Here is a 24,958-nt window from a genome sequence, read left to right as displayed (position 1 = left end):
TTCTATTTGCTAATTCCTATTGCCTATTTGGACAGATACATTTTCCTTCTTGCATAGAGTTCATAGAATTGGTCGTCTTTGAGGTCGTCTATGAAAAGAATGCTCTCGCCGGTAGATTTCATTTCGGGTCCTAAACGCTTATCCACGTTCGGGAACTTGTTAAACGAAAACACAGGTTGTTTGATAGCAAATCCGTCCAATTTCGGTTGGAAGTTAAAGTCGGTTACTTTCTTCTCACCGAGCATCACTTTGGTAGCGTAGTTCACGTACGGCTCCCCGTAGGCTTTGGCGATAAACGGAACGGTACGCGACGCCCTCGGGTTGGCTTCGATGATGTACACCGTGTCGTCCTTAATGGCAAACTGAATGTTTATCAGTCCCACCGTGTTCAAGGCTTTCGCTATTTTGTGCGTATGGTCTTTGATTTGTTGCATCACAAACTCACCGATGTTAAACGGCGGCAGTGTGGCGTTACTATCCCCCGAATGCACCCCACACGGCTCGATGTGTTCCATAATTCCGATGATGTACACGTTTTCGCCATCGCAAATAGCATCGGCTTCGGCTTCGATAGCTCCATCTAAATAATGGTCGAGCAAAAGTTTATTATTCGGAATTTTACGAAGCAAATCCACCACGTGTTCTTCCAATTCGTGCTTGTTGATAACGATTTTCATTCCTTGTCCACCCAACACGTACGACGGACGTACCAAAAGCGGGAAGTCCAACTCATCGGCTAACTTTAAGGCTTCGTCGGCAGTTTCGGCAACACCAAATTTCGGATACGGAATGCCCAATTCTTTCAATAAAGTAGAAAAACGCCCTCGGTCTTCTGCCAAATCCAACGCGTCAAAACTTGTTCCGATGATTTTAATGCCATATTTATGAAGTTTTTCAGCCAATTTCAAAGCGGTTTGCCCACCCAACTGAACGATAACACCTTCGGGTTTTTCGTGACGAATAATGTCGTAAATATGTTCCCAAAAAACAGGCTCAAAGTAGAGCTTGTCTGCCGTGTCAAAATCCGTAGAAACCGTTTCAGGGTTGCAGTTAATCATAATGGTTTCATAACCGCACTCGGCAGCCGAAAGCACTCCGTGAACACAACAGTAATCGAACTCAATTCCCTGCCCGATACGGTTGGGGCCTGAGCCTAACACAACTACTTTTTTGCGGTCGGAAACGATACTATCGTTCGCTGTGAAAAGATTGCCGTTCGCATCACGAATTGGAGCTTCAAACGTAGAGTAATAATACGGTGTTTGTGCTTTAAACTCGGCAGCACACGTATCTACCAACTTATATACGCGGTTGATACCCAATTCTTCACGTTTTTTATAGACTTCACTTTCCCAACATCCCAACATATGGGCGATTTGGCGGTCGGCAAAGCCTTTTTGTTTGGCTTCCAATAGTAAATCTTTCGGAAGTGTTTCTATTTTATAGGTTGAAATTTCTTTCTCAATGCTGTATAGTTCTTCGTATTGTTTCAAGAACCACATATCTATCTTAGTGATTTCGTGAATTCTCGAAAGCGAAATGCCCATCGCGATGGCGTCGTAAATCACAAAGACTCTATCCCAACTTGGGTTGGTAAGTTTGTCGATGATTTGCTCATAATTTTTGTATCCTTTGCCATCTGCTCCCAATCCATTGCGTTTGATTTCAAGTGATTGCGTAGCTTTATGAAGCGCCTCTTGGAACGAGCGACCGATACCCATTACTTCTCCTACCGATTTCATTTGCAGACCGATAGTGCGGTCTGAACCTTCAAATTTATCAAAGTTCCAACGCGGAATTTTTACGATAACATAATCCAACGTAGGTTCAAAAAGTGCTGAAGTGGACTTAGTGATTTGGTTAGAAAGTTCGTCCAAGTTATAACCGATAGCCAATTTTGTTGCAATTTTGGCAATCGGATAGCCTGTCGCTTTGGAAGCCAAAGCCGAAGAACGTGACACACGCGGATTGATTTCTATGGCGATAATATCTTCTTTTTCGTCAGGAGAAACGGCAAATTGTACGTTGCAACCTCCCGCAAAATCGCCGATGCTTCGCATCATTTTGATTGCCATATCACGCATACGTTGGAACGTTCTGTCGGAAAGCGTCATCGCAGGAGCAACGGTAATGGAGTCGCCCGTGTGGATACCCATTGGATCCATATTTTCAATGGTACAGATAATTACCACATTGTCGTTTTTATCACGAAGAAGTTCCAATTCGTATTCTTTCCAACCCATTAACGCCTTGTCAATCAACACTTCGTGAATGGGAGAAGCCTCCAAACCGCGTGTGAGAAGCGTGTCGAAATCCTCCTTTTTGTACACCACAGAAGCTCCTGTTCCGCCCAATGTAAACGACGGACGAATCACCAAAGGAAAACCGAATTTCTGAGCGATTTCTTTTCCTCGAAGGAAGGAATTTGCCGTTTCGGACGGAGCCATCGGAATGCCAATTTTGTCCAAAAGCACACGGAATTTCTCTCGGTCTTCGGTAATTTGGATGGCATCGATATCCACCCCGATGATTTCCACACCAAAATCTTTCCAAATTCCTTTTTCAGCGGCTTCAATGCAAAGATTTAAGGCAGTTTGCCCTCCCATTGTAGGCAAAACGGCATCAATATTGGGATGTTTTTTCAGAATTTCAACTATGGATTTGGTAGTCAAAGGCTTCAAATAAACGTGGTCAGCCATTGAAGGGTCAGTCATAATGGTAGCAGGATTGCTGTTGATAAGCACCGTTTCGATGCCGTCCTCACGTAGCGAACGCAACGACTGCGAACCCGAATAGTCAAACTCACAAGCTTGTCCGATAATGATTGGTCCTGAACCAATTAACAATACACAATTTAAATCTTTACGCTTTGGCATAATATTCAGATAAGTATTATTTTTTAAAATTTTAAAAAAAGGTGTTACCTAAAAAAGATAACACCTTTATATATTATAAAAATCAACCATCGACTTATTTTTTATGTCTTGGTTCTGAAGAAACTGTTAATTTTTTTCTTCCTTTAGCTCTTCTTCTTGCTAACACTTTTCTTCCGTTTGCAGTAGCCATACGCTCTCTGAAACCGTGTTTATTTCTTCTCTTTCTTTTTGATGGTTGAAATGTTCTTTTCATTGTCCTAAATCTTTAAAAATCTTATTTTAAATAAAAACTATTTTTCTCTACCTAATAAGTGGGGCAAAGGTAGTACTTTTTTTTGAATTGACAAATTTTATAAATTGAAAAACAAAAAAAAATAGAAAATACAGATATCTAACACCTGAACATTCATTTCCTAACTCTTAAAATTTAAAAAGAAAAAATAACTTTACTTCTTTTATCTAACTCATTATCAGATTTCTAAAGTCATAACTATAGTTTAAATATAATTGTCGATTATTTAAATACTTAAAAAATACACTCCCTACAAAGCAACAGATTAAGGAAAATTATATAGTCTTATACTTGACAACACATATATCCTATTCTCAACTATGAATAGCTAATCAGCACTGTTGACAGGATATTTATTAATAATTATATCAAAATATGTTGGGTCATACATCCCTACCATAGAATAAAATACACGTTTACGCTCTTCTGGATTTTTGGGTAATACGATTAGTTTTAGATCTACGTCCAAAATTTGCCAAATCATTTCGGTGCAATACATTTTTGAAGGTTCGTCGATCTCCCCTACCCTATCGAAAGGCACTCGTTTAGCTAAATAATATTTTGCCCGTTCCACTATTTTCTTGCCCTGTACTTCAGAAGTATTTTTCGTACGGACAATCATCATCTTTTCAGGCATGGAATAGGTCAAAAATTCGCGTAGTGGTTGCTCTTGCATTCCATCTGTATCACTGGCATCTGCCGAAAGAGAATGAATTACCCACCATTCATTGTCTTTTAGGTACAAAATTCCTGAATGAGTAACATCATAGACAGAATCATTCAAGCGCTCAGCAATCAAATCACTAAAAAAACCATAGCCTCTGCGGAGAATAATATCTCCTTCTTTGATCTTAGCTATGTCTTGGCGAGTTAGTCGTGCCACTTGTCTGTTTCGTTTCACAAGTTTGACTTCCTGTTTTCGATCCACCCAAAAAAACAGATGAAACCCTCCTAAAAGAAATAACAAAAAAATCCCAAAATAAATCACTATCTTAACGGATATGTTCTTCATCTTGGGATTTATCTAAATAAAACACTAGTTATCAATAATTTAATCTATTGACCTACAGCTTCCTGTACTTCTTCATTAACTTCTTCTAAAGAACTTTCTCCTAATTCAACGTCATCCATATTTGGCATATTTTCCTTATTTGAATTTTCTTTGTTGAACGTAACTTTCCATTTACCATCTACCTTTTTAAGGTCTATACTTTTTTCTTCCTCTTCACCCTCGACTTTATAGAACGCTTTGGCATTATCACCATCTTCTTCAACCTTAGTTATTGTTACTTTCTTTTTCTCATTTCCTTTGGGAAGTTCTTTTCCCATTCCACTTAACATACCTAACATCTGTTGCATCGAATCGTCAGCATATTTTTTAGCTTCTTCAAAATCAGAATTTTCCATAGAAGTTAAAAATTTTTCAGCTACCGATTTGGGTGAATTATTTGAACAAGAGGTCACTAAAAACGCTACAAATAGCGTCGCAATAAAAAATACTTTTCTCATTGTTTTTTTATTTTTAATAATTTAACTACGCAAAGGTAGTAATAAACAGCTAAGATTCCAAAAATAATTTTACAAAAAAAAACGATTGATTCACATCAATCGTTTTTTAAAATAATAAAAAAGAAAACTTAAAAATAAAAATTATGAAAAAATTAATTTTATATCTTATTTTGATAGGTAGCTCGTTATACCCAATTTCTCTAATTTCGATTCTATTTCTTTTAATTGGGCATCGGTAAGCGTCGTGTGAGGATATCTTGCTACTCCACAATCAACACCTAATAATCTCATAAAACTCTTTCCTCCACCATTAAACCCTCCGTAAGAAGCAACAATATTAACGAACTCAATTGCCTTATGTTGTAAATCAGCAGCCTCCTGATAATTACCTTTTTCAAAAAGTTCTTTAATTGTTAAATACAACTTAGCCAAATGATTATAAGTACTTCCTACCCAACCTGTTGCACCTAATGGTAAACTTGCTAAAAAAGCTTCATCTACCCCAAAAAGAACATTAAATTCCTGATTGTTACACAACTTTGCTTGAGTAAAATGAATCATATTATTCTGAGTAAATTTTAACCCTGCAAAGTTAGGTATCTCCTGTTTTGCCTTTTCCATAAACTGACACATATCAAAATTAGCTCCTGTGAGATCTGGTATGTGATAATAATAAAATGGAATATTTGGAGCAGCCTCAGCTATGGTTTTGCAGTAAGTAACTAATTTTTCTAAGTTAGGTTTAAAGTAGAAAGGAGCCAAAGTAGCTATAGCATCTACTTTATCCGCTGAATGTTTCGCCAAATCAACTGCATGATTCAAACTGATATCCCCAACATGGTTAGTGATGAAAAAATCTGGCGACTTTTGTTCTGCCCAAGCCTCTATAATTTCTTTGCGTTCTTCCACTGAAAGAGAAGCAAAATCACCTGTGGAGCCATTAGCGAAAATACCAGAAACTCCGTTTCTCTTTAAAAAATCAGCATACTTAGGAACAATCTTTGTTGATACTGCCCCTTTCGAATCCATAGGAGCATACGTCGCAGCGATTAAACTATTCATCTCATATATGTATTACATAGGACAAAGTTATAACTTTTTTTTGAAATTCAAAAGAAAAGTTGTTTTTTTTCATTTTGTTTCGTATAAAAAAATGTTATGATAGATAAGAAATACTTATCATTTCGACACAAAACATTGTAAATCAATAGATAAATAATCTTTTATTTGGAAAATAGGTCTTGACAATATTTCCTTACCATATTACGAATGGAAACAAATCCTATTTCATCAAAGTTGATTGTATGGACTGACAACCAACGGAGAGCTTCGATCTCATCGGTTGCCGCTACCGACACTTGTGAATTGGTTAGTGGACATTCAAAAAATATGTCTATGGTTCTGTAAGGAACATTTTTGTAAAGATAATCATTTGGATGTGTTCCTATGTACTTTAATTGCGATGGCAGAACGTCTATCCCTAACTCTTCTTTTATTTCGCGACAAGCCGCCTCCTCTGCATTTTCTTTAGGATCGATAAACCCTCCTGGAAGATCTAATTTTCCTTTGTCAGGGTCAACATTTCGGACTGTGAATAATATTTTTTGTTCGTACGTAAATAGAACTGCCACGGCTGCTGCTATATTATGAAAGTAGGTGAACTGACAGTCGTGACAAAAAAAACGTACGTTATTTGGAAATTCCACGTTGGTTGATGTGCAGTTCGGACAATGTTTAAATATCATTTTCAATGTTTTTAATATGGTATAAATTCAGAAAAAAAAATTATTCTTGTATAAAAACAGTAAAAGGGATTAGTCTTTGAACCAACCCCTTCTACTGTACATGGAAACTATCGATACAAAGTAAAGTTTCCGTAGAATTTACGTGTATCTTCTAACGTATTGAATTCTAAGATATACCAATAATCTCCTGATGGCATGTGCTTTTTATCGTAAATACCATCCCATGAGTCCATAGGTGTCAAAGTTGTTATTTTTCTTCCGTTTCGGTCGAAAATATAAATCACCGCTTTTGGATAGTTTTCTATATTAATAGGCTTCCAAGTATCATTAATACCATCTCCGTCTGGAGTAAAGAAATTAGGTACTCGGATATCGTGATATACTTCCTCAATGGTTAAAGTACGTGTACAGCCTAACGCATCGACCACTTGTACATCTACTTCTTTGATTATCTGTCTAGAATCTGGGTCTACTCGTCCAGGGTCATTTATTTTCATAATATACACTGGATTCGATCCTTGTTCTCTACCATTGAAATAGTATGTATATGGTTCTACTCCGCCCGTGGTTTTCACCTCAATGGTATTCAATCCTAAATTAGTAACTCGAGTAACGGTTAATGCTTGAATGTCTTCAATATCAGTCACAACATAGACTTGTTCGCATTGTTCAGTTTGTGAGCCATCGGAATGAGTATAGGTGTAGATTACCTTTAGTGTCTGCGTTTCACTGGTTCTGTCATAGTCATGGATGTAACCTATGGTAGTCACATCAGTAGTTCTTGACAATGTTCCAGAGGTAATGGCACCTGCTTGTGTTTTCAACTCATAGGTCACATTTGTTAAATCAATAGGTGTAGGGAATCGCACTTTAATAGCGTCCGTAAATACGTTTTCATCACAAGATTTTTCTTGATATACCTCACGTGGTTCTATATTCGGGAATTCTTCAACCGTAAATTTAACTGTTTGTGTTGAACAGCCGTTGACGTCTATGATTGTTACATAATATTCACCTGCTTCCAATATTGGATCGGTTACGATACTTACTGGACTGGCTATACGTGGGTCAGCAGGTACTCCTGAAACGTACGAAACTGGTGTTACACGTCGTCCATCCTTGCTATACACATCCATTTTATAGGGTTGTACACCTCCTTGAGCTGTAATAGCTACCCTTGCGTCAGCTTCTCCGTAACAAATTAATCTATCAGAACCTGATACGTCTACTGCTGCATATAGATAGTTAGGTTCCCAAACCTCAACTGTTGTTTGTGTCCAACATCCCATACCATCCGTAATTTTCAAGGTATAAATTCCTGCTTTCAAATTCTCAAACACAGGGGTTGATTGCTCTATTGCAGGAGTTGTTCCGTTATCTAACTCAAATAGGAATACTGTTGAGCCTGATCCTCCTTGTATGTTGGAGATGGTAATTTTCCCATTAGCTTCGTCCTTGCAATGTACGTCTTCAACGGTGATAGATGCTGTCAACGGATCTGGAGTTACCAACTCAGCGGTTGCAGTTCCTATAAAATCCATACAGCCCAAAGCATCTCTTACCGTAACTGAGTAAACACCTACCTCTAAATTATCAAATAATACGCGATTTCTGTTTACTGTTTTTGTGAATGTTGTCGCCAACGAACTCAAAGTAACCTCATACGGAGCTTGTCCTCCTGTTACCTCTACCATAATATTTCCTTTATCATTCAAACAACTCACTTGTGGAATTGGTGCTGGATAAGCATTTACGCTTATTTGCTCTGCCGAAACAGGTACTACGAATGAACTAGTTGCTTTACAACTATTTACAAAAGACTGTATTTCAATACTATACCTTCCTTCTTTTAATCCTGTAAGTGTTATAGATGAACTTCCCGCAACAATGGTTCCTGTGGTTGTAGCACCATTAACGGAATAGGTAACAGTGTAAGTGAATCCACTTGCAGATGTATCTCCTCCTATAGCGGGTTTTCTATCTACAACGGTAAGGGTTATCTCTCCATCATTACCTTGATAGCAGGTTGGTTGCTTCTGATTAGACATCGTAATATCATACTTATTAGTCAAATCAGCTACTTTATGTGTAGCTTTAGCTCTACCACAACTTGTAGCCATATTTTCGGCTGTTATTTCATAGTCTCCTGTATCCAAAGTAGTTGGCAAGGTATGAGTAATGTGAGTTGTAGCAATGGTTGATGAGTACACTGCGCTGGTTACGAATCCATCACTCAATCTTTTTACGGTAAACCTAATTTCCGTTCCTGGTATGTAGATTGGCGTTGCTTCAACACTAACTGCTATGGTTTCGTCCACAGCACAAGTCATTGGAGTTACCGTTGCTACTGTCATATTTGCTAATGTAAAGGCAGGATTTATGGTAACATCTGTTGTATCTGTTGCACAACCTCCTGAGCTATCTTTCACACGTACGTAATACGTACCTCCATTAACATCGGATAACGAAACACTATTCGAATTTTCACCTATGACCGTATTGGTAGTTCTATCAATAAACTGCCACGTGTACGGTGGAACTCCTCCCGTGATTTGAGTAGCATCAAACTGCAACGAGGCTATCAACGCTGTACTTGTTGAACAAGTGAATTGCTGAGGGGTCAATGCAGTTGCTCCTACTTGCAACAGTGGTGGTGATTTAATAATTGCCTCATTATTAGTAACACTACATCCGTTAGTTCCTTCAATTTTTATTTCATAAACAATTCCTGCCTCTGAACCTAACAAACCTGTGAATCGTGCTTGATTCGACACAACAGATGTAGGTGGTATGCTGGTGGCGGTCGTTACTCCTGTTCCCAAATCTCTCATCGAAATGATAGTGAAGGTCATAGGAGCAATATCAATTGGGGTGGCCATCAGTTCGATACTTCCTTCAGATGCAGAACCACAAGAGGTATTTGTCACCTTCAACGAGCCATTGACAACTTGTGGAAACTTCTTAGGTTCTATAACAAACGGTCGTTTGATAGCATCAGAATTACATCCCATCGTCACCATATCGGAATCCATCAACCAAAACTCGTAATTTCCTTCCATATTAATCGTTACGGTTACGGTAGTGGCTGTGGTTGTGGTTTGTGGTATGATTTGATTTTTTGAACCATCACTTTCCACACGAACCACTTCGTAGGTGTAAGTACCTGTACCTCCAGTAATATTTGGTATAACGACTTCTGCTGGGGATGTCGTTGAACAGGTTAATGCTCGGGTTACGTTAGCATTTCCTGCCTGTACAGGAGGTTTCACCTCAAAGGTCGTTGATGTTTCACAACCTCTGATATTTGAATATGTCAAGGTATAAACTCCAGGATTTAATCCTTCCAACAAAATAACGTTATACGGATATTGTTGTTGTACTGGTGTTAATCCTCCTGGTTCTAACTTATAGAAGTGGATTAAGGACGATTGACTTTGGGTTACATTCAAACGTACATTATATTGGTTATTAATTGCCTGACAAACTTGCACTTGAACGCTATTGATTTTTGGTTGTGGTGCATACTTAATCGTTAAACTTGGACCTTGGTATTTAACAATACAATCTCCAGAATCTTTCACATACAAATCATACGTTCCTGATGTTGATACGATAATTTTTTGAGAACCTAAAGCAGAAACAAACTGTCCTGACCGAGGATTTGTAAAATCACCCACCGCTGGAGGTGTAGTAAATGAAGTTGGTTGCACCAAGAACAAATAGTCTGCTACTCCTCCTGAAACTCTATCTACCGTGATTTCCGCCTGATCTCCAATATCTGTTGTACAGTACACATGCTCTTTTGTTATGCTTACTTGATGTACTACCAATGGCTCCGGCCCTGGAATAGCAATAGGTGGAGTTGCATTAACGCAACCTCCATTATTCTCTTCAAAAACAATCACATAGCGTCCTGGTGCTAATCCATTTACGTTGCCACTTACTGAAGTCATTGAGCTACCTACAGTTATATTTCCTGACATTCCTACTCCTGCTACAGGGTCATAATCAGGGTAGGTATAGACCTGCCAAGTAATACCAGTAGTAGACGACTTCCAATCTTTCAAAGTAAAGAAAATAGTTCCACTTGATGTTCCTGAACAAGCTATGGTTCCTTTCGTTGTAGTCATAGACAAGGTTGAACTCGTAGGCACAGGAATCGTAGCTCCTCCGCGTAACGTACAAGCCCCTGAAGGGGTTTGAGCTGCAATTATAAATTCGTACCACGCTCCTGGAATTAACCCTGTAAATGTATGCTCCAACTTTTCTCCTGCTTGCCCAGTAGTTGGCAAAGTTGTAGCTACTGGAGGATTGAACTGGTACCAACCTGGAGAGGTAGGATCATTCACATCTATAGTAGTCTTATAGATGGCTACATAATTTCCAGTATGTGTTAATCCTGTTCCCGCTCGGTATGACTGTACAATAAGTTCTCCTGAATTTGGAGTACATCCTACAACTGTTGTAGAAGCTGTCACAATGGCATCGGGGGCTAATCCTGTTTTGAATGTCTGTATATCTTGACAGGATGGCGAAGTCATATCTTGTAAGATAACTTCATACTCATCATAATGTAAATTTGACACTGTAATAGTTCTTGGCAACTGACTTGAGAGTATGTTTGTTGTACTATACACCGTTCCCGAAGCTGTTTTTACAATCAATGAAAAATTACTATTCGCATTACCTCCTGCTGAGATTTCAATATTTGCTTGAGCCAACACTCCACAGGCAATCGGCGTTGTTGTTACCGTTACTACGGTTGCCTTAGGTAATGAAGGAACGGTTACTGGTCGCGTAGCTTTACAACCTCGTGCATCGGTAATAACAACCACATAGTTACCCGCAGCCAAAGCTATTGGATTATTGAGCGCGGCTCCTGTTGGATTATCAGTTCCATCGTTGGCGTATACCTCAACATTAAACGGTGCTACTCCTGTCGATTGATTCACTATATCAGGAACGGACGTATTGATATATCCGTTATCTGCACAGTAAGCTCCTTTGACATTAAATAACGGTGTAGCATTGAATGCAGGTTTTGAAGCTACTCTGAAAGGTTGTGAATGTTGATAACTACATGTATGTCCTTTTTCAGTGTATTGTACATCAAATAGATAAGTGACTCCAAAATCGGTTGAAGTAAACGTATAGGTTGACCCCACAGTAGTTACTTCGGTGTATACATTAGCTCGGTCTGTGGTGTAGATAATAAAAGTTCTATCACCAGGCACTCCTCCATTGGCAGTTAGTACAAAGGTTGAATTAGGCGAACCCAAGCAAGAAATCACTGATGTTTGCGAAACGGTCAAAGTCAATGGCGGGTAAATATTGACTACAGTACTTGTTTTACATCCTGAGTTATCATTTAATGTAATGGTGTAAGTTCCTACCTGCAAACCTTCAAACGTATGTACGCGATTTGAAACGGCATGCCAAGTTGTTTCACCAGAACGATTTACAACATATCCTCCGTTACCATTTAAAATATTAACCGTAACATCTGTTCCATTACCATCATGACAAGGATTGTAAACTACCTCAAATTCAATTTCTTTTTTCTCTACCTCAAATGAAGTCTCTGTTGAACAACCTTTCACATCGGTAACCGTAATAGTATAAACGCCAGGTGATAAAGGCATAGGCTGTGAATAGCGACCGTTGTAAACTCCTACAACTTGTGGTGTAGGCATGGTCGTGCTTTGGTACGTAAATTGTGTATACTCTGAGTTACCACCAATTGCTTCAAAGGTAATTGATGCTATGTTTCCTGCATCACAACGCACTGGATTAATAGGCTCTACCACTTTTAATGAAAGAGGAGCCTCAGGTTGTGTGATGACGTAGGTTGTTTCTACCTTACAAACTTTTTTATCAATATCTCTAACATAGATTGTTCTACTTTGAGTTGCCTCTAAATTGGTTACGGTAAAAATTCCACCAGCTAAAATTGTAGGTGTCCACGTAACTCCATTATCAGTTGAATACTCAACGTTCGTTGGTGGATTATGTACAAATATGCGTAGACTTCCATCATTACCTCCGTGACAACTTACAGCAGTAGTTCCTAATACCTCTAATTCTAATTTTTTACCATCTTCTATAACTACAGGAACAGACTCTGTAGTATCGCAAAGTTTAATATCTTGCTCAATCCCTATAGCATCCAACGCAACAACACCGTTACCAGGGACATTTTTGATTAGAACAATATACTCACTTTGTGTTACTTCCACATCTGTGAAATCTGCCGATGATTGTACCCAAGTAGGTGTTCCAGTGCTCGTTACTATAATTTGTTTGGAAATACCCGATGATGCGCCTACTGGTACCAACTCAACATTGAACTGAGGAGTTGCTGTTGTAAGCATATTAAAGTGACGCACAGAAACTCGTAACGGTTCATTAGGCACCACATTTTTGATATGTTTTCTGAATACTACAGCATTTTGTACCGATGCTTGGACTACCATATAACGTCCGTTATTGACTCCTTGTGCATCGCTTGGAACAACCCAAGTTCCTACAGGATGTGCTTGTTTAGTAATGGCATATTTACCCGCTCCCACAGCTACATTTTGTTCGCAAACCAAATCATTGATAGCGTTTGCCCCTGTAGGATACCCTAAATCACTACCACAAACATCATTACCTACACCAAAGTCTTCCTTGAACAATATATTTGGAGTAATTCCTGTTGGTTTGTAATGTACGTAAATAGTGTGAGCCCCTGGTGATAATGTAAATACCGACGCTTGTACAGCTCCCGTAGTTGTATTAACACTATATGTATAGGAATGGGTCTGCCCTGGTGGTGCAATAGCTGTAACTGACACAGTCCCAAAGCCAACACAATCATAGGTAGGTGTAGAAACATTCACCGTTGGTGCTTGTGGCGATTGCATCGTTACAGGTATTGTCAACTCACAACCTGAAAGTGAAAGATCTTTAATTTTTACAGTGACATTCCCGTCCACTTGAGCTGTCGGCTGATTTTGGTATCCTGTACCAAAATCGTACTGATAAGAACCAGAACCTCCAATTACATTATTTACCGAAACGGTATATTTCCCGTTAGTATCGCAAGTTTTATCTTTAGTTACACCGACAAAGGCACGTAACGGATTGGCTGGAGGGTTGATACTTATAGGTCTTTTTACAAAACTACACGTTTGTGAAGCTACCTGTGCTGTGTAAGCTACTTCATAATTTCCTACCTCCAAATTAGTAAATAAAGAAAGATTACTTCCTTGATAACGTGCAGGTAATATTCTGGCTCCTGTATCATCTAATTTGTACAAACTAACCTCACGCTGAACAGCCGAATTTTCGAATACTAATTGAATTTCCCCTGTTCCTGTTGCCGTTGCACAATCCAAATCGGTAACAGCAAAAGTAACGCTGTGTACTCCTACAGGTAGTATGTTAATTGGAGCTGAAAATGCTCGTTCTCCATTTTGTTGATGTCTCATCACAAATACATAGCTACCAATACGAGTAAGATTCATTAACCCTTCATAGTGAGCATCAAACTCACCTTGGTTGCCTACCCATTCTGAATCTGGAATATTCATGTGAGAACCTCCTGGAGCAAGTACCTCGCCATCTACCGACCATACAGCAAATTGATACGGAGGATTACCGCCTTCACCTTTAAATTTAATTTTCGCTCGGTTACAACTTTCCCATTCAACAAATTCCGCAGTGAATTTTAAATTTGTATTCTTTTGTATAGTTATAGTTTGCGTATATGCAAGACATGATAATAAAGCCTCAGAAGAAGTTACTTCCACTACATACGTTCCCGCTTTCAGACCTGTAAAGCGGTACTGTGTAGTATTGGTGGTCATCGCTCCTGTGGCTCCTGTAGTAAGATTTTTATACGTATAGTTATAATTAACTCCTTGTGTAGACATGTTGATATTTATATATCCATCCACATATCCCGTTTCATCTCCGTGAGTTACGGTAGCAGCAGGAGTATTACTATCAAACACATCAAAATAATAGAAGTCGTAACAATTTGCCCCTGCTACTTTCAATCGATAGCGTCCTCCTTGTGAAAGAGTGAAAGTATTTGTATTGTTACTCACTTCTTCCCAACATCCGTCAATAACCACTGGACAAGTTTCGTGACGTGGCTGACAATTCAATCCACTGGCTGATGGGTTTAATTTCTCCCATGTCAAGGTTGAATTTACAAAATTGACCGCTATCGTTTTAGATGTACCACCGCATAGATAGAAATGGCTTGTCCACGTTCTATTGTCATTTCGACAAGTCACACCCACATTTCCTGCCAATGCCTTAATTGGGTCAGCAGAACTTCCTGGTTCATGGTAGTCTATAATTTCATAGCTTACTATTGTAGCGACTCCACAGTCAAATTTATATTTTTCAACGCGATATTCCCCTTGAGTAGTCGCAACAAATGTACTTGTATTGGTTCCTATAGGCGTTCCATTGAGGAACCACTTGTACTCATCAAAACCTGGTGTCACACTCAACGTCATTGGGTTGCCTACACAATAAATCTCAGTACGTTTGTTTTCGTTAGTTTTAATTTCTACTACGGTTGATGTCTGTATTGTAGCTGTTTGGGTACGAAGCGTACAACCTGCGACTCCTCCGGTGTAAACCATTGTAGGGATTATATTTACTTGGTTCATACATGGTTGCTGAGCCAAACCATATCCACCTACTATTTTTAACGGTATTCCTATGCTTCTTTCCTCGTGACCTCCTGTAGAGGGTAATGCTGCAGAGGGATAGGTAAAGGTATATTTCTTAGCTACTGAATCATAGGTATATGTAACATTAGAAACTCCCGAATTTGTAAAGTCTATTTGTTTACTTAAATCAGGTTGTACGTTAGCATTAGAAGGCAATTGCACTTCCAAAGTTGCCGATGTTAGGGTTACAATTCCTGTATTTCTATATTTTACGATATAATAAAATTCATTTTCTACTTGCAATGAATTCAATGAATACCCTTCCGTTAATTGCATTTCCATCTTAGGATCTTGGATCGTTACAATCAAGGTTCGTGAAACGGCATTTCCGAAAGCATCGGTAAATGTATATACCACAGAATGCACCCCAACACCGAATCTTCCTTGATGTTGCTTTCCTCCATTGAAATTGGTATCAATTGAAACTGTGGAAGTAACAGTCAGTTGCACTCCACAACGAACATTTTCATCCGTTACTTTCGGTTCATTCCAAGTTACCATAACATCACACCCCCCTATACTTGGATAGTCAACCAAATCAGCTGGGAAATACGTAACTGACGGCACTCCCGTATCAATAGCAAGTACTGATGTGGAGGTAGCCGTTAGCCAAACGTTTGTTGCACATCCAAATCGGTCTTTCAACTTTACTCTTACCTCATAGGTGGTATTGGTATACACTGCCTCCCCAAAAGTTTGGGTATTAGTTGCTACCATCACTTTTGAACCATCAGGATTGATTCTGTACCACTCCGCATCAAAGGAATTTATTGAAACTCCTCTCAATCGCATTTGAGTCGTTTCCCCTGGACATAATCCATTGGGATGGTCATAATTGATAATATGAGGAGTTGGAAATACACTCGAATCGGCTATCTCCTGTACACTAACAACAGGGGATCCCGCTATACACTCATCTTTTACGTATACTTTATAGGTTCCATCGGGTAGGTTTTTAAATTCGTAGTTTCGTTGTCCACCCGTCATCGTTACGCTTGCCACCTCTGCTTCAGTAGTTCCCGAAACACTTTTCAGTACATAAGTAACATCCCCAACGATCCCAACATTAGTATCATGCGGAAGATCCACCAAAATCATAGATGTTCCGTCCGAACCGCAAGCAATGGACGTAACCACAGGATCCATAGTTTGTGAAGGAACTTGGATTTCTGTGAAATAGCGTAACAAATCTGGACTACCGTTAGAGCTATGTCGATTCATATAATAAACAGAATGTGGCTTTCCTGGTCCTATCTCATTTGTAAAAGTAGATAACAATGTCCATGGAACGGTTGTTGCCACAGAAAGGTTATCATGAATCGTATATCCACCAAACTCATGGGTGTATATTTTATATGTTTCTCCAGGCTTCAATCCTGTGAACACCCCATTTCTTCCTTGAATCCGTTTAAGTTGGACTGTTGAATAATCAACATAAGTTCCCACCAACCCTGTGAACATTCTTTGAGTAAAACCAGGGAAATTAGCATGTAATGCATCATGCGTAAACTCCAAATCGTAGTACCCACATCGTGGTACTAATTTATAGAAAGGTCGCTCGGCTTCTGTTACTCCATATCTTATTTCATTTCCCAATGTAATTGTTTTTGAGGCACTACCACAAGCATCCTTGATAGTCAAGATATAGTTCCCAGGAGGCAAGTCTCCAAATCCTATATGATGATTAAGATCTCCCATGTAGGTAGGTGTTACTGTGGCTGTTATCGGAAAAATAATAGTTTCTGTTTTGGTTTGTCCAAAAGGAAGCCTTGTTTCAAAGGAGACGGAAGGCTGTCCATCTGCTCGACCTAAGGAGATCGTTACTGTTGAAACCCCTGGATTGGCTGGGTCTTCATACATAAGCTCGTTTCTTTTAATAATGCGAAACGATGTCGTTCCTTCAGCGATTCCATAGTTGGACTGCAAAGTGTTAAACATCAATGCAAAACGATCTGTCGGAGTTGGTAAATAATTTATATTTGTAGTTCGTTCAAATGCAGAAACAACAGTTCCATTGGATTTTAAAAACTCCATACGAATCTTATATCTACCTGCTCCAGAGGGATGTACGTCAATGGTTCGATAATCCACTATTGTATAGTCAGTCCCTTGGGTCAATGGTGGTCCATACGAATTTGGTGCGGTTTCTTTGTAAACTTTATACTGATATGTCAACGAAGAGGTCGAAGAGGTCGCATTCCAAATATCTTCCAAATTAGATAAATACCAATTGTAATTAATTTTTAGAGTTCCTCCTTCTTGAACAGGCATAAATCTCTCTGATCTTGATAGGTGCGTTCTAATTTGCAAAAAAAGAGGTGCTCCAGGGCAAACGGGAGTAGAGGGGGAAATATTATGTGAGAAACCCAATCCTTGCGTAGGTGTTTCATTATGTACATCATGTAAGCCTGTCAATGTAAACGTATTAGTAACTATATTTCCTAAACCATCATCAACAACAATTTGAACCTGATCGTTTTCTTGAAAATCAGCACCATTATATGAGTAAGCATCTCCATTGAAACTTGATGTAATATCCGCTATAGGTACTGTTCGATTCAAGATTTGAACAGTAGCTTTTGCATTAGAAGTCCCTAATCCTTTGAAATGATTCCTAGGAATATCAAGATTAGCGTGCCCTCCTATAAAACCTGCCATAACAGACTTACCATCAACACCTCTCCGTAATGGGATTCTTAAGTTGAATTTGCCTGTAGGTTGTGGCACTGAAACTCCTGCTATCGTCCTTGCCTGAGTATGTAAACTCAACGTCAAGTCGGATAAAGTTAAGGAATAAGTTCCCGGTAAATGAACCGATTCTGGAATAGGTATTTGCTGTGGGTGTGAAGGATAATTTCGACAATCATCATCAGAAGCTCCTGGCGGAATCTCTCTAATAAAAACACTCACATTTGGATGATCAGCATGCGAAATGCGTTTTCCCGGTTCAGGGTGGACAAAAAATAGTGGGTCTGCAGTTGCAGACGAGAAAGTTCTATCATTAACTATCACAGCCCCCGTATCAGCTGATACGACACGAACCTGAAACTTTGATTGTCCCACAGTAAATCGTTTAAGTCCAATGACAATAATTCCGTTTCCCTCATCAACATTGGCATTGGTCACAGGATCTCTACGAATGGTTGCAGGAAAAGCATAAAGGGTCTTTATCTCAAAAGGAGGATACAGATCATTGATTGTTACAGGCTTTTCACAGGACATATTTACATCGTTTTCCAATGTGAAAGTATAAGTCCCTGCTGCCAAATTGGGAATGGTCATGGATTGTCCAGCAAGAACGGTACCTCGTAATGAAGCTGAAGTTGCTCCTGGTTTTATCCAGTAAACACTAAACTCCGTCCCTGCAGGATGTTCTGCTGAAACTGGAGGTGCATTCAATGTTATGAGACCTCGATTCTCACACTGAATATCACCCGTTACAAGCTGGAAATTGTTAATAGGATGAGTTGAATCACATTGTGCATATATCCATGAGGTTGTTAGCATCATGAACGAAACGAAAATAAACAACTTTTTCATAACGTATTCGTTTTTAGTTAGTTTTTCAGTTAGTACTGTTATATTAAGATTTTTTCCCCACTAAGTTGGAAATAAAGTATACAGGCGACAAAATTAAAAAAATGCCTTCCAATAAAAAAAAGAATAACATTTCTATAACTAAAAAATAACAGTTGAAATATGAAAAATATGAGCTCACGAGAGTTTATTTAACATTGTTTAACTTTTTTAGTATGAAATTAAATATAAAAATAGTTCCATCAGAACTCTATTTTCTGCGAAAATAAAAACACTTCTAAAAAGAATTAATCCTAATACGATGCCATCTTGTCTACTCTTACAAAACTTGACAGTTTTAAACGCTCTAAAATTTAAGACTCTTTTCCAAAATGTGGACTTATAAATCATTGAAACAACACCGAGTAAGAATCTCTTTTTGACTGACTTTTAAAATGTAAAAGAACTATGTACAGCATAGTATAGTACTCTTTAAGAAAGTTTTTCTACATAAAAATATTATATTTCGGTAAAAATTGTATTTTTGCAACCTTGAAATCATACATACATATAGTGTAATCAAACTATGAAAATTTCGTACAACTGGATTAAAAAATTCATCAAAATTGATTTACCTTCAGAACAAACTGGAGCCTTACTTACCGACTTAGGACTTGAAGTTGAAGGAATTGAATCTTTCGAAAGCATCAAAGGAGGACTGAAAGGAGTTGTTGTCGGACACGTATTGGAGTGCCAACAACATCCCAACGCTGACCGATTGAAAGTTACCAAAGTAGACATAGGTCAGGGGAACATCGTGCAAATTGTGTGCGGAGCTCCAAACGTTGCTAAAGGGCAAAAGGTACCTGTTGCGACCATTGGAACAAAACTTTTTGATAAGGACGGAAACCTATGGGAAATCAAAAAAGGAAAAATACGCGGTGAAGAAAGTTTCGGGATGATTTGTGCCGAAGATGAACTCGGACTAGGTGAAGGACACGAAGGAATCATGGTTTTGGATGATAAGTACGAACCTGGAACCTTATGCAGTGAAATTTTTGAAGTAGAAAACGATGAAGTCTTTGAAATCGGATTAACTCCAAATCGTGCAGACGCCATGAGTCACTACGGTGTTGCGCGTGACTTACGTGCAGGATTGATACAAAGAGGTACTTCTTTGGAGTTGATAACCCCTTCGGTAACAAAATTTCACATTGACAATCGACTATCAAAAATTGATGTAGATGTTCAAAACAAAGAACTCGCACCTCGATATACGGGATTGACTATCAGCAACGTAAAAGTAGCCGAATCCCCCATGTGGTTGCAAAACAAACTGAAAGCCATCGGACTTACTCCTAAAAACAACATCGTTGATATTACCAACTATGTACTCCACGGACTGGGACAACCGTTACACGCTTTCGATGCAGATCACATCGTAGGGAAAAAAATTATCGTAAAAACGGCAGAAGCTGGTACAAAATTCAAAACCTTAGATGGTGTTGAACGAATCTTAGATGCGGAAGATCTGGTGATTTGTGATGCTGAAAAACCTTTGTGCATTGCAGGAGTTTTGGGTGGACTCAACTCTGGAGTAACCAGCAGCACTCGCAACATCTTTTTAGAAAGTGCCTATTTTAACCCTGTTTCGGTTCGAAAAAGCGCCAAACGCCATGCTATCAACTCCGATGCTTCTTTCCGCTTTGAACGAGGAATAGACATTAGCGAAGTAAAACACGCTTTAATGTACGCTGCTATCTTAATTGAGAATGTCGCAGGAGGACAGATTTCATCGGATATTATCGACTTATACCCCAAAAAACATGATGATTTTCAGGTATTTTTAGCATTCGAACGCGTTCATAAAGTTATTGGACAAATCATTCCAAATGACACCATTAAAAGTATATTACATTCATTGGATATCAAAATCAACTCAGTTACAGAGCGCGGTTTAGGATTAGTTGTACCTTCATATCGTGTAGATGTACAACGTGAAGCGGATGTTATTGAGGAAATTTTGCGTGTCTATGGATACAATAACATTAATTTTTCAGAAAAAATTAATGCCTCAATGTCACACGCTTCAAAATTTGACGATCACAACGTTCAAAATGTAATAGCTTCCCAACTTGCCGGACAAGGGTTTTCTGAGATAATGACCAATAGCTTAGTATCTGAAAAAACAATTACTGATTTTGAAGAAGATCTTACAAAAGTGGTAAAAATTCTGAATCCTTTGAGTAGTGATTTAAATTTTATGCGTAAAAATCTCCTACCCTCTGGATTGGAGATTATTGAATACAACATTAACCGAAAGCGTTCCGATTTGAAACTATTCGAATTTGGGAAAAGTTATCACAAAATAGGTGATAATTTTGTAGAAAATAAACACCTAATGGTTTATATCACAGGTAATCAACTTCCTGAAAATTGGAACATTATTCCTCAGAAAACAGATTTCTTCTTTTTGAAAGGAATTGTTGAATCTGTTTTTGAACGATTGCAACTAAAAAATATTCATACGCAACCTCTAGATAATAATCTCTTTATTCGAGAAGGATTTGAATGGATTATCAATGGAAAATTGCTTGGAAGTATAGGCGTTGTTAAAGGTAAAATATTGAAAAAATTTGGTATCAAGCAAGAAATCTTTTTTGCCGACATCTGCTGGGATATAGTTCTTGAGAGCATTAAAAATCAGAAAAATACATTCAAAGAAATTGCTAAATTCCCAGAAGTAAGGCGTGACTTAGCATTACTCCTTGATGAAGCTGTTTCGTTCAGTGACATTCATAGAATAGCATTTGAAACCGAAAAATCCATCTTAAAAAATGTAGGCCTGTTTGATGTATACCAAGGCGAGAAACTTCCTACAGGCAAGAAAAGCTATGCAATTAGTTTCACCCTACAAGATGATTTTAAAACACTCACGGATAAACAGATAGAAAAGGTAATGCACAATTTACAAGAACGTTTCAAGGAAAAATTACAGGCATCTGTTCGCTCATAATAATTCATTAATGTTCTAAAAAAATAGAAGCTGTCAAAAAAAATGTTTTTAAACAAAAGTATATTTATAAAATCTTGATTATAAATGTCTTTTAAATCTTCGAAATTAGTTTTTTTGACAGCCTCTTTTCATTTCAAATCGTAGAGATATTCCGTTATTAATCGACTTTAACTCTCCAACCAAAAGGGTCTTCAACTTTGTTATATTGGATATTCAAAATGGCTTCTTTGATTTTTGAAGCGTATAAATCAGCTGGAGGTATAAACGTATATTTTTTGTCTTTATAACCAAATCCAGAAATTGGACTTATAACGGCTGCCGTTCCACTACCAAAAATTTCTTGAAGAGTTCCATTTTCAGCAGCTTCAATCAACTCTTTGACTCTTACTGGGCGTACCTCGGTTTTGATTCCCATTTTTTCAGCAATTGTAAGTACGCTTTTACGAGTAACACCGTCCAAAATACGTTCGCTTGCAGGGCAGGTCATCAATACATCATTGATTCTAAAAAATAGGTTCATCATTCCTGCTTCTTCTAAAAATTCATGTGTAGCATCATCTGTCCATATAACTTGCTGGTAGCCTTCTTCAATCGCTAATTGTGTTGGATAGAACTGACCTGCGTAATTTCCAGCAGCCTTGGCAGCACCAAAACCTCCATTAGCAGCACGGCTATAGTAGTCTGCAATTTTCACTTTCACGTCGCCTGAATGATAGGCCTGAACTGGCGAAGTGATAATAATAAACATGTAATCCGTTGCAGGAGAGGCTTTTATCCCCGATGTGGTAGAAATCATAAAGGGGCGGATGTATAGTGAATTTCCAAACCCTTTTTGAATCCACTCACTATCAATTTTCAACAAAGCTCTCAACCCTTGGTCAAACCAACTTTCAGGAAACTCTGGAATTGCTAACCGAACCGCTGATTTATTCATTCGTTTGTAATTCTCTTGCGGACGAAACAAAAAGATGTCTCCAGCATCATCTTTATAAGCTTTCATTCCTTCAAAAATAGCCTGTCCGTAGTGAAAAACACTTGCTGAAGGTTCTAAAGTTATAGCTGAATATGGCTTAATTTCAGGTTGTTGCCACATTCCATCGGTGTAGTGGCATACGAACATATGATCTGAAAAAATTTTTCCGAATTGTAGATTCGAAAAATCTACTTCATTAATACGACTTTCTTTCGCTTTCTGAATACGTAAATTAAATGCAAGGTTATCCATAATTTTAAATATTTTCTGCGAATGTACTATTTTTTTTCGACATTTGAAAAAAAACACGAAGCTCTGTTCAGATAAAAGCAAATTTTGAAAGTAATTTTCGTTTTAAAAAGACATTATATTTTCTGTAATAATAAAAATAAGGAAAGGTCTTACGAGTTTTAAGGTTAGCTAATCATTTTTGCTACAAAAAATACGTAAATTCGATTTATTTGACATTAGCTGTATATTCCTTGATAAATATTTATTACTAACAAAAAAATGAGGCTGTCCAAAAAGGTCAGCCTCATTTTCGATAATAGTTTGTTTTAATTTTGTCTAAACTTTTCCATGCACTATCTTGTGTATATTCATGAAAAAATTAGTCCCATCCAGGATTTTGTTTATACCCAACCAATTTTAACTCATCTGTTGGTATTGGATATAGATACATTTTATCATTCCACGTACGTCCGTTAGGATATGCAGGATAAACAATCAAATATTTATCACTATCTACAGGTAATTTTTTAACAGCATCTGTAGCATATTCTGCTTTTAATTCATCTGTCAATTTCATTCCTCTTATAGTTTTCGGATTATTAAATAATTTTCCTGCCTTCCAACGCAAAATATCATTAAAGCGGAATCCTTCTCCCACAAGTTCTACACGACGTTCTCTACGTATTTCGTAAAGAATGGGAGCTACGTCATACCCATAATCACTAGCGTTAGCATCTGCTACTGCATCCATCGTTAAATGGGGCATTGCAACTCTGTCTCTTATCTTGTTGATTGTTCTGTCTAAATCTGCTTGAGACAATGTTCCTAATTCATATTTAGCCTCTGCATAGTTTAACAGTACCTCTGCATATCGGAAGATAAACATATCTGTATCGCTACTGTACGCCTCTTCTTGTTTTGGATCGCTTGACATTCCTTTTATAAACCAATATCCTGTGGTAGTTACTGGAGTACCTATTTCTGGAAGATTTACAATCAAAGGTGGATTAGAACTTGTTTTTACAAAACCAGGAGTAGCTATCGTTTGTGCATACCGAGGGTCTCTGTTTTCTGCTTCTTTACTAGGAGTGCTGTCATCGTATGCGTAAGACGTAGTACTAATTGGTTTTCCATCTTTGAAAAGATAATATTCCATAAAATCCTTACTACATCCATTGTTAGAACCTTTAGCATAACGGCTGTATTCATGTCTTCCCGTTTCAACAGAACGTAAATAATGTCTATGGAAAATAGCCTCCTTGTTACCTGCCAAATTATCCTTTATAAATAAATCTCGGTAATCCTGATTTGGTTTTCCTGTAGAATAGATCTCATACCCTTTTGCCATCAACTTTTCACTAGCGTCAACGGCTGCCTCCAAAAATACACGTTCATCGCCCAAATTGTGGTACTTACGGAAAGTCCCTTCCCAAAGTGCAATTCTTGATTTGAGAGCGAGGGCAGCGTCTTTATGCAATCTTCCTGCCTCGGCACTTGCTTTTTCAGGCAGATGCTGAATAGCAAAATCAAGGTCTTTCAGTACTTCATCCATTACTTTTTTATGTGGCTCTCTGGGTCCATATATTTCAGGTGAAGCATCTCCTACCTTTTTCAATATTAATGGAACATCTCCAAAACGAACAACTTTTTCCCAATAGTACAACGCTCTGAAAAAACGAACCTCCGCAGCATATTTTTCTTTGGTATTTCCAGGAACTTTTTGATAGTTTTCTAAAAAGAAATTACAGTTTCGTATACCATTCCAAGCTCCCGTATCCCAACCTCCTCCTTCTGAAGGAACTGTATATGTTCCAAACAAGAAGTTATCAGGACTATTAGGTACCATATTATCCGATTGTGTATCTCTATGTTGTAAGATGCTCAAAGGCAAACTTCCGTAGAATCGGTTAGCAAAAAAACTCAACTCTTGTTCTGTTTTAAAATAAGAAGGTTCGGTAAACGCATCAGGAGGATATTTATCCAAAAAATCGTCGTTTTTACAAGAAACAACTGTCAGCACAGCCGATAATCCTATTGCTATATGTTTAATTTTATTCTTCATTGTTTT

General features: G+C 38.1%; 10 protein-coding genes. 1 reads left to right on the top strand and 9 read right to left on the bottom strand.

Features of this window, described 5'->3' with window-relative positions:
- Positions 1–23: 23 nt before the first annotated feature.
- From carB to CCAND38_RS03920, 7 genes are all read right to left on the bottom strand, one after another.
- Positions 24–2,876, bottom strand: coding sequence for a carbamoyl-phosphate synthase large subunit (gene carB, locus CCAND38_RS03950; protein WP_042343969.1), 2,853 nt, complete (start codon positions 2,874–2,876; stop codon positions 24–26).
- A gap of 94 nt (positions 2,877–2,970) precedes the next feature.
- A complete protein-coding gene (gene rpmH / locus CCAND38_RS03945; RefSeq protein ID WP_002669412.1) occupies positions 2,971–3,129 on the bottom strand; it encodes a 50S ribosomal protein L34 in 159 nt (52 codons plus the stop codon).
- Between the two features lie 367 nt (positions 3,130–3,496).
- The gene (locus tag CCAND38_RS03940) at positions 3,497–4,180 is read right to left on the bottom strand and encodes a YiiX/YebB-like N1pC/P60 family cysteine hydrolase (protein ID WP_042343968.1); all 684 of its coding nucleotides are present in this window, start codon (positions 4,178–4,180) and stop codon (positions 3,497–3,499) included.
- A gap of 44 nt (positions 4,181–4,224) precedes the next feature.
- Positions 4,225–4,677 carry a nuclear transport factor 2 family protein gene (locus tag CCAND38_RS03935; protein ID WP_042343967.1) on the bottom strand — a complete coding sequence of 151 codons (453 nt, stop codon included), beginning with the start codon at positions 4,675–4,677 and terminating at the stop codon, positions 4,225–4,227.
- A gap of 165 nt (positions 4,678–4,842) precedes the next feature.
- Positions 4,843–5,739 (bottom strand): dihydrodipicolinate synthase family protein, encoded by an 897-nt coding sequence (locus CCAND38_RS03930; RefSeq protein WP_042343966.1) that lies wholly within the window; start codon positions 5,737–5,739, stop codon positions 4,843–4,845.
- A gap of 161 nt (positions 5,740–5,900) precedes the next feature.
- Positions 5,901–6,428 carry an NUDIX hydrolase gene (locus tag CCAND38_RS03925; protein WP_042343965.1) on the bottom strand — a complete coding sequence of 176 codons (528 nt, stop codon included), beginning with the start codon at positions 6,426–6,428 and terminating at the stop codon, positions 5,901–5,903.
- A gap of 101 nt (positions 6,429–6,529) precedes the next feature.
- Positions 6,530–18,694: a T9SS type B sorting domain-containing protein gene (locus tag CCAND38_RS03920; RefSeq protein WP_156129760.1), complete on the bottom strand. Its 12,165-nt coding sequence runs from the start codon at positions 18,692–18,694 to the stop codon at positions 6,530–6,532.
- 562 nt (positions 18,695–19,256) lie between these two features.
- Here CCAND38_RS03920 and pheT point away from each other — a divergent pair.
- Complete coding sequence (gene pheT / locus CCAND38_RS03915; RefSeq protein ID WP_042343963.1) at positions 19,257–21,686, top strand: phenylalanine--tRNA ligase subunit beta; 2,430 nt, start codon at positions 19,257–19,259, stop codon at positions 21,684–21,686.
- Between the two features lie 157 nt (positions 21,687–21,843).
- Here the strand turns inward: pheT and CCAND38_RS03910 are convergent, their stop codons facing one another.
- Both CCAND38_RS03910 and CCAND38_RS03905 read right to left on the bottom strand, forming a co-directional pair.
- Positions 21,844–22,911 (bottom strand): branched-chain amino acid aminotransferase, encoded by a 1,068-nt coding sequence (locus tag CCAND38_RS03910; RefSeq protein WP_042343987.1) that lies wholly within the window; start codon positions 22,909–22,911, stop codon positions 21,844–21,846.
- 358 nt (positions 22,912–23,269) lie between these two features.
- Positions 23,270–24,952 carry a RagB/SusD family nutrient uptake outer membrane protein gene (locus tag CCAND38_RS03905; RefSeq protein ID WP_042343962.1) on the bottom strand — a complete coding sequence of 561 codons (1,683 nt, stop codon included), beginning with the start codon at positions 24,950–24,952 and terminating at the stop codon, positions 23,270–23,272.
- Positions 24,953–24,958: the final 6 nt, after the last annotated feature.

This window comes from Capnocytophaga canis, from assembly GCF_000827555.1.
Lineage (GTDB): Bacteria > Bacteroidota > Bacteroidia > Flavobacteriales > Flavobacteriaceae > Capnocytophaga > Capnocytophaga canis.
Note: the sequence above shows the minus strand (reverse complement) of the source record. Positions and strands in the feature narration are given on the sequence as shown.